The following is a 12,507-nucleotide window of genomic DNA, read 5'->3' on the forward strand; positions in this document are numbered from 1 at the left end:
CGGGGAGTGCCGGGCCGTGGTCGCGTCGGAATTGCCGGCCTTGTGACGAGAGAGGTTCCTGTGGGTGTCGACCGGATTTCGGAGCTCGAGTCGCGGCTGGCGGCGGTCCGCGAGCGGATCGCCGTGGCCTGTACCGCCGCCGGGCGCCTCCCGGACGCGGTCGAACTGCTCGCCGTCACGAAGACGGTGCCGGCGACCGACGTCGCGATCTTGATCGACCTCGGTCTCACCGCGTTCGCCGAGAACCGCGTGCAGGAGGCCGGGACCAAGGTGGCGGAGGTCGCTGCGCTGCGTCCGGATGCCGCGCCGCGCTGGCATCTGGTCGGCGGCTTGCAGCGAAACAAGGCGAAAGCCGCCGTACGCTGGGCCGATCGGGTGGAATCGGTGGACTCCATCCGGCTCGCTGACGCCCTCAACGATGCCGTCCGCCGCGCGGAGGCCACCAGTGGGCGCCCTGTTCCGTTACCGATCCTCGTCCAGTTCAGCGTCGACGGGGACCCGTCGCGGGGTGGGATCGACCGCGCGGGGCTACTCGGGCTCGCCGATCACGTCGCCTCCAGAGCCGCTCTGCGGCTCTGCGGGCTGATGGCGGTGGCGCCACTCGGCGAGGATCCGGAGATCGCTTTCACGGCGATCGCAGAGGCCGCCACGGCCCTTCGGGAACATCATCCGGAGGCCCGCACGCTCTCGGCCGGAATGAGCGGCGATCTGGAAGTGGCAATCCGTCATGGCTCGGACGTGGTGCGTGTCGGAACAGCCCTTGTGGGGGAACGGCGGTTAACCTCCCGGTGATCGCCTGCCGCTGGGGAGCGACAGGCATCGGGGGCTTTCGATGATGGGAGCGCGGATGGGCGCGATGTACAGGCTCAAGGCCTACTTCGGCATGGTGCCCGCCGAGGAGCTCGGCGAGTACACCGACGAGCCGGCGCCCGAGCGTTATGCGCCTCCGCGTCGTACCGAACGGTCACCACGCGAGTTCGCCGAGGAGCGGTGGGACGACCGGTTCTCCTATGAGGACCCGGCGGCTCGCGAGCGGTACGAGGACGAGTGGGAACGCCGTCCGGGACGCCAGCCGAGCATCGACCGGCCGCTGGCCGCGACGCGCGAGTCGGCCCGTGGACCTGCAGGAATGAGCTCGCCGCAGATTCGCGGAGCGCTCGCGATCGACACCGAATCGACGTTGCGCGAGCCGCTGCGGATCGCCGATCGGCCGGTGCCGACGGCGGTTCCCGAGCAGCGCGACAGCCCGGTTCGGGGTGCCGCGGCGCTCGCCAGGATCACCACGCTGCAGCCGCGCAGCTACAAGGAAGCCCGGGCGATCGGCGAATGCTATCGGGACGGCCAGCCGGTGATCATGAATCTCACCGAGCTCGATGCCGCCGACGCCAAGCGTCTCGTCGATTTCGCCGCCGGGCTCGTCTTCGCGCTCCGCGGCGGTTTCGACAAGGTCACCAGTCGCGTCTTCCTGCTGACCCCTGCCGACGTCGAGGTGTCGGCCGACGACGCTCGCGAGCTTGCGGCGCGAACGGTTACCGGAACCCGCATTGATGCAGAACGCGGCGTCTTCCGTCAGGATTGACGCGTGCCCCTCGCCATCCAGTTCGTCATCTACTACGCGCTCTTCTTCTTCTGGCTGTTGCTGACCGCTCGGATCGTCGCCGAGCTCGTCCGCAGCTTCGCTCGCCAGTGGGTGCCGGCGGGGCCCAGTGCCGTCGCGCTTGAGTTGATCTTCACCGCCACCGATCCTCCCGTGAAGTTGTTGCGGAGAGTGATCCCCGTCGTCCGGATCGGCGGCGTGGGACTGGACCTGTCGATTATGGTTCTGTTGCTGGCGGTGTTCATACTGATGAACGTTGCCCAGCCGACGCCGTTGTGAGCCCCAGTCACACGGTGCCGCCGCCGAGGACTGCATGAGGTGATCCGATGCCGCTGACGCCCGCCGACGTTCATAACGTCGCGTTCAGCAAGCCCCCTATTGGTAAGAGGGGGTACAACGAGGACGAGGTCGACGCGTTCCTCGACCTGGTCGAGGCCGAGTTGGCCCGACTGATCGAGGAGAACGAGGATCTGCGCGAGCAGGTCTCGGAGCTCGAACAACGCCTCGGGAACGCGCACGCCGACCTGGAGGACGCCCGGTCGCGTCCACCTGCTGCGATGGGGGCTCAAGTCTCGCCCCCGACGCAGCAGATCCGACCGGTAGAGCCACCGCTACGGCCGATGGAGCCGCAGCGCGCGATGGCCGCTCCGCCGCCTGTGATGGCGGATCAGAGCGACCAGAGCGGTGACCACCACGTGCAGGTGGCGAAGGTCCTGAGCATGGCGCAGGAGATGGCAGAGCGGCTCACCGCCGAGGCCAAGTCCGAGGCCGACACGATGCTCACGGATGCCCGCACGAAGGCCGAGCAGCTGCTCTCGGAGGCTCGTACCAAGTCCGATGGCCTCGTCAACGACGCCCGTGCGCGGGCCGAGACGATGCTCAACGACGCCCGCACGCGGGCCGAGACCCTCGAGCGGCAGTCGCGTGACAAGGCTGCGACGCTGGTCGGTGATGCCGAGCGCAAGCAGTCTGAGATCATCGGCACCATCACGCGCGACAAGTCGGTGCTCGAGAAGAAGATCGACGAGCTCCGCACGTTCGAGCGTGAGTACCGCACCCGCCTCAAGACGTACCTGGAGTCCCAGCTCAGGGACCTCGGGGAGCGCGGATCTGCGGCTCCGTCCGATGGTAGGTCCAGTTCCAACGGCGGTTACGCGGCCACTGGTTACGGCCAGCGGGCCGACGCCGGAAGCTGACTTCACCGCAGACCTACATGGGCGGCGCGGTCCGACGAGGACCGCTCCGCCGCACACGGAGTGAATCGTGCTGCTGCTGGTCCTGATCATCGTCCTGATTGCCTTCGGGCTGCTCGTGGTCGCGCTGCTGTCCGGCAGCGTGCTCATGGCCTGGGTGTCCGTCGGCATGAGCGTGATCGCTGCGGTGGTGCTGCTGGTCGACTGGCTGCAGCGCCGCTCGGCGGTCAAGGCGGGTGCGGGACCGGATGCCGTGGCCGGGGCACTGTCGGCGGCGTCCGCGCCGCCGCGGCTGCCCGACTACGAGCCGGCCACGGAGATCCTTCCGGTTGTGCCCGCGTCCGGCCAGTTCGGCCAGGCCGGGCAGCGCACGGGGGCTCCTGAGTCCAATGGTGTGGGCGAACAGCCCACGTCCGTCGTGGACAGCCGTTTCGATCAAGGTGGCGACGGTCAGCAGACGGTCGTGATGCCGGTCGTCCAACCGTCCGGCTCCGCGGCTCGACCGTCCGGCGCTGAGGGGAGTATCACCTCATCGAGCGGTAATTCGTCACCCTCCGCAGTCAAAACGGGGGATGAACGAGCGCCATCGGTACCCGGGTCGAGCGAGGCCGGGGCGCCGGCAACGGACACCCCCGACGACTCGGACTCGCCCGACAACGCGGCCGACAAGCTGTACGGGTCCGACGCGTACGGCTCCGACGCGGAGTCCACCGTCAAGGTCGACGTCCGCAAGGGCTCCGCGAAGGACGCGGCACCGGATGCGGCGAAGGACGTCGACGCGGTGCCCGCCAAGGACTCGGGGCTCCCGGTACGCACGGAGGCGCCCACGGTGCTCTCCGCCGTGCCGCTGCCGTCCGGCGCCGACCTGTTCGGCACCGCGCCGCCGCAGGAGCAGCCTCCGGAGCTGAGCAAGACACCCGAGGGTGCCGCACCGCCCGCGGAACCCGCTCAGGATTCGGGCCTGGTCGAGGACGTACCGCTGTTCGGGTCGTCCTCCGGTTCATCAACAACTTCCGGATCGTCGATCCCGGCCGAACCCGTGGGTCTGTCCGCGGCGGAGGAGCCGGTCGGCGATGCAGACTCCGAGGGTGAGGCTCCCGAGGAGCCCCACGACGCTGTGGCGGCCGCGCTCGTCGCCACGCTCGAGGACGAGGTGGTGGTCGTCGATGAGCAGCCGCGCTACCACGTCGTCGAGTGCCGCTCGCTCGTCACCGCGCAGGTGATCCCGCTCCCGGTCCGCGAGGCCGTGGAGCTGGGCTTCACCCCGTGCGGCTGGTGCAGCCCCGACCACACGCTCTCGTCGCGTCACCAGACGGCGAGTTCCTAGCCCTCCGGAATACCGGGTGGCGCGCTGGCGCTACCCTGGTTCCACAGGCACCGATCCGGCCATCACCGGGGAGCCTCCGGAAGAAACGGTCCCGGAACGTCGGGGTCCGGAGTAGAACCGGACGGGGTCGGCCCGTCACAGCCGTTCGATGAGTGGCCGTGCACCCCGGTGTGCGGCAAGCGGGGTGGTACCGCGGCGTCCGAGGGCGTCGTCCCCGTGCAGGCAGCAGCACCCGCCGCACGAGGAGCCCGATCATGAACTATCCAGCGGTCCCCGCTCATCCGTCGTTCCCGGAGCAGGAGCGCGAGACGCTCGCGTTCTGGTCCGCCGACGACACGTTCGTCGAGTCCGTCCGGCAGCGCCCGGCAGGCGACAACGGGAGCAACGAGTTCGTCTTCTACGACGGCCCACCCTTCGCCAACGGCCTGCCCCACTACGGCCACCTGCTCACCGGCTACGTCAAGGACGTGGTGCCGCGCTACCAGACGATGCGTGGCAAGCACGTGGAGCGCCGCTTCGGCTGGGACACCCACGGCATGCCCGCCGAGACCGAGGCCGAGCGCGAGCTCGGCATCAAGAACAAACATGAGATCGACGAGATGGGTGTGGCCGCGTTCAACGACGCCTGCCGCACCTCCGTGCTGCGCTACACCGACGAGTGGCAGGCCTACGTCACGCGGCAGGCCCGCTGGGTCGACTTCGAGAACGACTACAAGACCCTCGACCTGGACTACATGGAAAGCGTCATGTGGGCCTTCAAGTCGCTGTGGGACAAGGGCTGGATCTACCAGGGCTTCCGCGTGCTCTGGTACTGCTGGCACGACGGCACCCCGCTCTCGGCCACCGAGACCAAGATGGACGACGTCTACCAGAACCGGCAGGACCCGGCCGTCACGGTCGGGTTGCGCCTGGTGGCGCCGGGCTCCGATCTGGATGGTGCGCTCGCGCTGATCTGGACCACCACGCCGTGGACGCTCCCGTCCAACCTGGCCATGGCGGTGCACCCCGAGGTCGAGTACGCGCTGGTGGCAGCCAACGGGGAGCGCTACCTCCTCGCCGCGGCCCGCGTCGGTCACTACGCCCGCGAGCTGGGGGAGGACCCGGAGGTGCTCGCCACCTTCCGCGGCACCGACCTGGTCGGCCTGAGCTACGCCCCGCCGTTCGACTTCTTCGCCGGCTGGGAGAACGCCCACCGGGTGCTGGCGGCCGACTACGTCACCACCGATGACGGCACGGGCATCGTCCACATCGCGCCCGCCTTCGGTGAGGAGGACAAGGTCGTCACCGATGCGGCCGGCATCGAGGTGGTGGTGCCCGTCGGCACCGACGGCACGTTCGACGAGCGGGTGGCCCCGTACACCGGGATGCTGGTGTTCGACGCCAACCACCAGATCATCCGGGATCTGAAGGAGGGCACGGCGCCGTTCGTGCAGGGCGTGCTGCTGCGCCACGAGACCTACGACCACCCGTACCCGCACTGCTGGCGCTGCGGCAACCCGCTGATCCAGCGCGCGGTCGACTCGTGGTTCGTGCAGGTCACGGCGTTCCGCGACCGGATGGTGGAGCTCAACCAGGAGATCACCTGGGTGCCGGAGCACGTCAAGGACGGCCAGTTCGGGAAGTGGCTGGAGGGCGCCCGCGACTGGTCGATCTCGCGCAACCGGTACTGGGGTTCGCCGATCCCCGTGTGGATGTCGGACAACCCGGCCTACCCGCGCACCGACGTCTACGGCTCGCTCGACGAGCTGGAGCGCGACTTCGGGGTGCGTCCGGCCGACCTGCACCGCCCCTACGTCGACGACCTGACGCGCTCCAACCCCGACGATCCCACGGGCCGGAGCACCATGCGCCGGGTGCCGGAGGTACTCGACTGCTGGTTCGACTCCGGGTCGATGCCGTTCGCGCAGGTGCACTACCCGTTCGAGAACCGCGACTGGTTCGAGCACCACTACCCCGGCGACTTCATCGTCGAGTACAACGGTCAGACGCGTGGCTGGTTCTACCTGCTGCACGTGCTGGCCACGGCGCTGTTCGACCGTCCGGCCTTCCGGACGTGCGTGGCGCACGGCATCGTGCTGGGCGACGACGGCCTGAAGATGTCGAAGTCGCTGCGCAACTACCCGGACGTCAACGAGGTGTTCGACCGGGACGGCGCCGACGCCATGCGCTGGTTCCTCATGGCGAGCCCGATCCTGCGTGGCGGCAACCTGGTCGTCACCGAGCAGGGCATCCGCGAGGGCGTGCGGCAGGCGATCCTGCCGCTGTGGAACACCTGGTACTTCCTGTCGCTCTACGCCGGGGCGGCCGGTCGCACGGGCACGTTCCGCACCGACTCCACCCACGTGCTGGACCGGTACGTGCTCGCCCGCACGGCGTCGCTCGTCGACGACCTCACCGAGGCGATGGACGTCTACGACATCGCGGGCGCGTGCGAGCGCATCCGCGACCATGCCGAGGCCCTCACGAACTGGTACGTGCGGCGCTCCCGCGATCGGTTCTGGGCGGGTGACGCCGACGCCATCGACACCCTGCACACCGTGTTGGAGGTGACGGCGCGCCTGGCGGCCCCGCTGCTGCCGCTGACGATGGAGAACCTGTGGCGCGGCCTGACCGGCGGCCGCTCGGTCCACCTGACGGACTGGCCGGAGGCCGACCTGCTCCCGCACGACGACGCGCTCGTCGCGGCGATGGACCGCGTGCGGCAGGTGGCGTCGTCGGCGCTGTCGCTGCGCAAGGCCCGCGGCCTGCGGGTACGCCTGCCGCTCGCCACGCTGACGGTGGCGGCGACCGACGCCGACACACTCGCCCCGTTCGCCGACATCCTGCGCGACGAGGTGAACGTGAAGGACGTGGCGCTGACCACCGACGTCGCCGCCCACGGCCGTTTCGAGCTGGCCGTGAACGCGCGCGCCTGCGGACCGCGCCTGGGTGGCGACACCCAGAAGGTGATCCGCGCCGTGAAGGCAGGGGAGTGGACGGCGAACGCCGACGGCAGCGTCACCGCCGCGGGCATCCCGTTGTTCGAGGGCGAGTTCACCCAGAAGCTGGTGGCGGCCGACCCCGAGGAGACCAGCGCCCTCCCGGGCAACAGCGGCCTCGTCGTGCTCGACACGGCGGTCACCCCGGAGCTGGCGGCGGAAGGCACTGCGAAGGACGTGGTGCGACTCGTGCAGCAGGCCCGCCGCGACGCCGACCTCGACGTGTCGGACCGGATCGCGGTGACCCTCGACGGCCCGGAGGCCGTGCTGGACACCGTCCGCGCCCGCGAGGACTTCGTGGCTGGCGAGGTGCTGGCCACGAGCGTCGCGTACGCGCCGGTGCCCGACCCGACCCTGAAGGGCTCGGTGGCAGCACCCGACGGCACGAGCACCGAGATCCGCGTGCACGTACAGCGGTGAAGGTGGCCGTGCGGGTACGTCCCGGCGCGAGGGCCGACGCTGTCGGCGGTCGCTGGGACGGCCCGCGCGGCACCGCGCTGCAGGTGACGGTGCGGGCCCGTGCGGTGGAGGGCGCCGCGAACGCGGCCGTGGTCGCAGCCGTCGCAGCGGCGTTCGGCGTGCATCGGCGGGACGTGACGCTGGTGACGGGCGCCCGGAGCCGGGACAAGGTCCTCGACCTGACCGGCGCCGAGCCGGCGCTGCAGGAGCGCTTGGCCGAACTGCTGGGGTGAGCGCGATTCATGCCGCGCGCCGCAGGTGGGTGGCCGGATTCCTGCGCGGGACCTGCTCCGGGTCGATCCACACCGGTGGGATGAACTCGGGGAGCCCGTTGCGCACCCGGATGATCCACTCGCTGTCGTGTTGCAACCGGTGATGCGCCTTGCAGCGCAGGACGCAGTTGTCGAGGCTGGTGGGCCCGCCGTGTTCCCAGTAGTGGATGTGGTGGCCGTCGCACCAGGAGGGTGGTCGGTCGCAGCCCGGCCACGCGCAGCCCTGATCGCGGATGATCAGGGCTTTGCGGATGGCGTCGGGGATGGTGCGGGTCGACCGGCCGATGTCGAGGAGTTGGGAGCTGCCGCCGAGGACGGTGGGGATGATCCCGGAGTCGCAGGCCAGGATCCGGAGCTCCTTGGCGGTGAGTGCGCCGCCGAACTCGAGCATCGCGGCCCGGGCCCGGTTCTCCAGGTCGTCCAGTGCGATGGTGACGTTCACGTGCGGTCGGTGTCCGCCGCGGTGGGGGACGTCGCCGTGGTCGAGGACGAACCCGCAGACATCGGCCAGCGCATCGGCCTGGCGCTGGCCGATCGTGCGGAGGTCTTCTTTGTCGAGGGGCTTGGACTTGGCGTCGAGGAGTGCGGCGATGGTGGCGAACTTGAGGGCGCTGTCGTAGCGGCCGGTGATGGTGCCGCCGGTCCCGTTCTTGTGGGGCCGGATCTGCAGGTCATCGACGGGTTCGGGGTCGCGGTCGTCGGGTTCGGGGCCGTCTTGGTCGAGCAGGGTGATCAGGTCGGTGCCGTGGCGGAACAACCGGTCCGGGGTGGTCTGCGCAGCGGTCCTCGCGAGTTCGGCTTCGACGACGGCGAGGTCCGCGGCGCTGACTCGCGACGCGGCCGAGGTGGCGAGCACCTTGGCGATGACTTCGACGTGACGCAAGGTCGCCTGTCCGGCGTGGAATGCCGCTGCGGTGGCCGGCAACAAGGCCGGCAGCATGGCGCCGTCGAGGGAGACGCGTGGGCAGACTTGTTCAGCGGTCATCGAATGGCGTCGGGCCTCGGCCCATTCGAACCCGAGCTGATCGACCAGGGCCCGGTTGGCCGACTTGTAGCCGCGCTCGACGAACGCGCCCCGCCGCTGCAGCTCGGCCACGGTGTCGACGGTGAGCACGGTCAGCTGCCGCCGGACCCCTTCACTGACCCGCAGCGCGGCGAGTCGCTCGTCATCGCTGCCGTGCTCGACCACGGATCGCAGCGCAGCGGTCGCCTCCTGGAAGAGGCGGTGCGCATCGGCGACCGTGCTGGACATACCCACATCCTACTCGAACACATGTTCGGCAGGTAGTGTTCCGAGTGGTATTTCTGCAGTTCAGAGCTGTTGTGCGTGTCGTATTGGCCGTGCGCGCGCAGCGCGCACACCGGGTGCAGAGTGCCCTCCCGTCGACCTGCCCCGCCGGCGAGGCGGCGGTAAAGCCGGGGCACGCGACCCAACCGCACGTGACCGGCGGCAAAGCCGTGTCGTTGACACCGCCGGCGGGTACGACACGCGTTCCGGAGGAAGCTGGCCCCACCGCGACGATGACACTGTTCCCGGCCATGGGTGCAGTCCTGATGGCGGGCTGAGCGCAGCGCCGACGTCACGTCGGGCAGCCGGTGGCAGTGGCGCGGTGCGCCCGGCGACCCGAAGATGCCCCCACTCATCGCAGAGTCCGAGCAGCAGTGCATGGGGGCGCGGCGAGGGGGCCGAACACGCCACCGACCACGGCCTCGGATGTCGTTCGAGTTCTGATTTTCTGCCACGATCTCCGCCCCGGCAGGTAGCCGTGGTCGAGATGTTGATGACCACGCCTTCGACACCTTGAGAGAGGTGCTCGGTCAGCCATGGCACCGCAGCTGCGACGTCACAGGTGGTTGGCATCAGCGCAAGCGGGGGGCGGGTGTCGGCGAGGAGTCGTTCGAGGCGGTCCCGGCGCTCGCGATAGGGGCGGTGCCGTAGGTCGCGCGTGCGGGTGGCGAGCAAGTCGAATAGAACGAGGGTGGCCGCCGGGACGACCCCGCGGCGTGCGGCGTGCATCGCGGCTGGATGGATCCGGCGCTGGAGTGCGGCGAAGTCCAGTCGGCCGTTGCGGTGGATGACGAGCTCGCCGTTATCTTCGGTCTTGAGCTGTGGTGGTCGTTGACGTTCCGGTTTGCGGTGAAGACATGTCTATGACGAGCGCTGGCGAGCGACTGGGCGCCGATCATCGAGCGGTGCTGAAACGCGTTGTCTGCCGGTGCCCTGGCGATTGCGACGTGTCTTGCCGAAACGCGGCGACGTCAGACCAGTCGGCCGAGCGCATGGAGCGGATTGGCTCGTGCCGCGAGAGCCGAGGCGACGTTGAAGCCCTGCTGCTGGTTGCGCGCGGCCCGTTCGGTGGGGATCGCGCGGTAGTTGCTGACATCGCTGGCGGAGGCCGCGGGCGCGGTCAGCCGGGTTGCGCGGAGCTGGCCGTGGGCGCGGGCGAGCTGCTCGCGGAGCTGGCGGATTTCGGCGGCGAGCTCGCGGTTGCGGGTGTGCGCGGCTTCGAGCCGACGCAGGAGGCTGGCGTCGCTGGCGCGCTGGGATGCGGGGACGGCGTTGTTCGTGCTGGGTCGGTGCGCAGCGCGGAGGCGTTGGATCGCGTCCCAGATTGAGGGTTCGGTGTAGAGCCAGGACCGGCTGACCCCGGCGGTGCGCGCGACCAGGTCGAAGGTGACTGGGCCGCCGTCATTTTCAAGCTGGTGCAGCGCATCGCGGGCCCGTTGCAGCGTTTGTTCGCGGCGGCGGGCGGCCGAGGCGTGCAGGTGGGCGCTGTTGTCAGCCCGCATCGCTGCCCTCCGTGGGGCCGGCGTTCGTGGCGTTGTCGTGGATCTCGGCGATGCGGGCCTGGAGGTGGTCCAGGACGGCGCGGTTCTGGTCGGCCAGGCGGCTTTGTCCGCGGTCGTCGAGCTGGGTGATCAGGGTCAGGGTGCGTCGGCGGTGTTCCTCGTGGGCGGGCAGGTCGGCGCTGGTGGTGATGAACACCGGGCAGGTCAGGCACTTGTTCGAGTGGTCGCAGGTCTGTTGGCGGGGCAGTCCGCAGAGCCCGTTGGGCAGTGCGGTGCGGGGCCGGTTGTGCCAGGCCGCGTCGGCCAGGCCGTCGCCAGCCCCCGCGCCGGCAGGCATCTGGTCGGCGCCGTGTCCGGCTTCCCATTCGGCGCGGATGGTGGTGTCGAGCAGGCGGGCGTAGTGGGAGGCCATGTCCAGGCTGGCGTGGTCGAGCAGCTGTTTGATGACCTCGATCCGCACGCCTTTGTTGATCAGGGTGGTGGCGTAGGTGTGGCGCCACTGGTGGGCGGTGAGGGCCACCGGACGGCCGGCGTCGTCGGTGATGTTGCACTCGCGCTGCCAGGCCCGAAGCTGCTGCCAGTAGAACGCCCCGGTGCGCCGCGGCCCGGCGGCGAACGTGTTGACCAGCGCGCTCTTGCCGATCAGTAGGTGCCGGTGCGGAAGGGTTCGTTTCCGGTGCGGTCTACGAGCAGGCGCGGGACGAGTCGCAGCCCGCTGTGGGACAGCGTGCGCGGCGGCGGTGCGGTGAGCCAGGCGGCGTGCTGGTCGAGGTAGCGGGTGGCGGTGCGCTGTTGTTGGTGTCGCAGCGCGGTGAGCAGGGCCGGTTCGATGGGGACGAAGGCCTCGCGGCGCATCTTGTGGTTCCAGTAGTGGATGTAGGGGTGGTTGTCGGCGTCGAGCACGATCGGGTCGAAGCCGAGCGCGCAGGCGTCGCTGACTCGCATTCCGGTGCCGAGCATCAGCTCGGTGAGGAACCGGCCGTCCGGGTCGGGCCAGCGCCGCAGGTGCTCGCGGACCTGGATCATGACGTGGGTGGACAGTCCGCGCGCCCGCAGTGCTGTCGTGCGCGGGTAGTCCGAGGAGTAGATGGTCGCGGTGCGGGGCAGGGCGGGTGCCCAGTCCTCGTGGTCGCGCAGCGCGCGCAGGAATACCGCGATCGCACTGGTCTCGTCCCGGATGGTGGGCGTGGCCAGCGGCAGGGTGCGCAGCCAGGCCAGGTGGGATTCCAGCGCTGCCCGGGTGAGCTGGGCGACCGAGTGCGTTGCCTGGTCGGTGGCGGTGAGGTGTCCGGACAGCCGGCGCAGCGCCTTCAGGTCGCAGGTGGTGGTGACCGGGGAGACCTCTTCAACGGTGAGCCGCCAGTGCATCCACTGCTTGGCCAGCTCACGTAGCCACGGCTGGGCGATGTCGCTGAAGTCCAGGCGGCGCTGGTTGCTGCGCAGGCCAAGCCGGCGCAGTTCCCACACGTCCCGCGGGTACTCGTGACTCCACCCGTCACCCTCGACGAGGTCGGTGAGCTGTTCGACGGCGAACCCCAACCAGGCGCGGTCGTATTTGTGCTCGCGTGGATGGCCGAGGTGGCGGGTGAAGATCTCGTCCACTCGCCGCGGGTGTGCTCGAGCAGCGTGGCGGCTCCGACGTGCAGCAGCACGCGGATCATGTGAGCGAAACACAACTCGCGCTGCATCGTGGCGAGCTCGTCGGCGCGCTGCATCGCGTACTGGATTTCCAGCATCAGCTGCGCGGGCAGCCGCCGGAAGTCCCACCGGGAGTCGTCGTAGTTCATCAGGTGTGCCTCGAACGCCTCCGCGTCCGGGCGGGCTAGAGCGTGTCCCGTGGATCTTGATCGGTGGATGCGGTAGACCGAGCGGGTGCTCGATCGTCACGACC

At 69.8% G+C, this 12,507-nt stretch carries 13 protein-coding genes; 8 read left to right on the forward strand and 5 right to left on the reverse strand.

What is annotated here, in order from left to right; all coding sequences use genetic code 11:
- Nucleotides 1-60 precede the first annotated feature (60 nt).
- From ACFPFQ_RS08400 to ACFPFQ_RS08430, 7 genes are all read left to right on the forward strand, one after another.
- Entirely contained in the window at nucleotides 61-792 is a 732-nt protein-coding gene (locus ACFPFQ_RS08400; RefSeq protein ID WP_379616505.1) for a YggS family pyridoxal phosphate-dependent enzyme, read from the forward strand.
- Between the two features lie 55 nt (nucleotides 793-847).
- Entirely contained in the window at nucleotides 848-1,579 is a 732-nt protein-coding gene (locus ACFPFQ_RS08405; RefSeq protein ID WP_379616507.1) for a cell division protein SepF, read from the forward strand.
- Between the two features lie 3 nt (nucleotides 1,580-1,582).
- The gene (locus ACFPFQ_RS08410; protein WP_379616509.1) at nucleotides 1,583-1,876 is read left to right on the forward strand and encodes a YggT family protein; all 294 of its coding nucleotides are present in this window, start codon (nucleotides 1,583-1,585) and stop codon (nucleotides 1,874-1,876) included.
- A gap of 47 nt (nucleotides 1,877-1,923) precedes the next feature.
- On the forward strand, nucleotides 1,924-2,793 hold the full coding sequence (locus tag ACFPFQ_RS08415; protein WP_379616511.1) for a DivIVA domain-containing protein: 870 nt from the start codon (nucleotides 1,924-1,926) through the stop codon (nucleotides 2,791-2,793).
- A 67-nt stretch (nucleotides 2,794-2,860) separates the two neighbouring features.
- Nucleotides 2,861-4,117, forward strand: coding sequence for a hypothetical protein (locus ACFPFQ_RS08420; RefSeq protein WP_379616513.1), 1,257 nt, complete (start codon nucleotides 2,861-2,863; stop codon nucleotides 4,115-4,117).
- Between the two features lie 254 nt (nucleotides 4,118-4,371).
- Nucleotides 4,372-7,515, forward strand: a complete 3,144-nt coding sequence (ileS, locus tag ACFPFQ_RS08425) for an isoleucine--tRNA ligase (protein ID WP_379616515.1) — start codon at nucleotides 4,372-4,374, stop codon at nucleotides 7,513-7,515.
- Between the two features lie 2 nt (nucleotides 7,516-7,517).
- Nucleotides 7,518-7,787 (forward strand): DUF167 domain-containing protein, encoded by a 270-nt coding sequence (locus ACFPFQ_RS08430; RefSeq protein WP_379616517.1) that lies wholly within the window; start codon nucleotides 7,518-7,520, stop codon nucleotides 7,785-7,787.
- Between the two features lie 7 nt (nucleotides 7,788-7,794).
- On the opposite strand, the gene ACFPFQ_RS08435 is transcribed toward ACFPFQ_RS08430, so the two are convergent.
- The gene (locus ACFPFQ_RS08435; protein WP_379616519.1) at nucleotides 7,795-9,078 is read right to left on the reverse strand and encodes an HNH endonuclease signature motif containing protein; all 1,284 of its coding nucleotides are present in this window, start codon (nucleotides 9,076-9,078) and stop codon (nucleotides 7,795-7,797) included.
- Between the two features lie 60 nt (nucleotides 9,079-9,138).
- Complete coding sequence (locus ACFPFQ_RS08440) at nucleotides 9,139-9,903, reverse strand: hypothetical protein (RefSeq protein ID WP_379616539.1); 765 nt, start codon at nucleotides 9,901-9,903, stop codon at nucleotides 9,139-9,141.
- Here ACFPFQ_RS08440 and ACFPFQ_RS08445 point away from each other — a divergent pair.
- On the forward strand, nucleotides 9,853-9,981 hold the full coding sequence (locus ACFPFQ_RS08445; protein ID WP_379616521.1) for a hypothetical protein: 129 nt from the start codon (nucleotides 9,853-9,855) through the stop codon (nucleotides 9,979-9,981). The two genes, ACFPFQ_RS08440 and ACFPFQ_RS08445, sit on opposite strands and share 51 nt — an antisense overlap.
- Before the next feature lie 104 nt (nucleotides 9,982-10,085).
- Here the strand turns inward: ACFPFQ_RS08445 and ACFPFQ_RS08450 are convergent, their stop codons facing one another.
- From ACFPFQ_RS08450 to ACFPFQ_RS08460, 3 genes are read right to left on the reverse strand one after another with little or no spacing between them, the layout of a single operon-like run.
- Nucleotides 10,086-10,616: a DUF6262 family protein gene (locus tag ACFPFQ_RS08450; RefSeq protein ID WP_379616523.1), complete on the reverse strand. Its 531-nt coding sequence runs from the start codon at nucleotides 10,614-10,616 to the stop codon at nucleotides 10,086-10,088.
- Nucleotides 10,606-11,370 (reverse strand): tyrosine-type recombinase/integrase, encoded by a 765-nt coding sequence (locus ACFPFQ_RS08455; RefSeq protein ID WP_379616541.1) that lies wholly within the window; start codon nucleotides 11,368-11,370, stop codon nucleotides 10,606-10,608. The genes ACFPFQ_RS08450 and ACFPFQ_RS08455 overlap by 11 nt, the downstream gene beginning before the upstream one ends.
- A complete protein-coding gene (locus tag ACFPFQ_RS08460; RefSeq protein ID WP_379616525.1) occupies nucleotides 11,259-12,218 on the reverse strand; it encodes a hypothetical protein in 960 nt (319 codons plus the stop codon). Before ACFPFQ_RS08460 ends, ACFPFQ_RS08455 begins: the two co-directional genes overlap by 112 nt.
- Between the last annotated feature and the right edge of the window lie 289 nt (nucleotides 12,219-12,507).

Source organism: Pseudonocardia sp. GCM10023141, assembly GCF_042653605.1.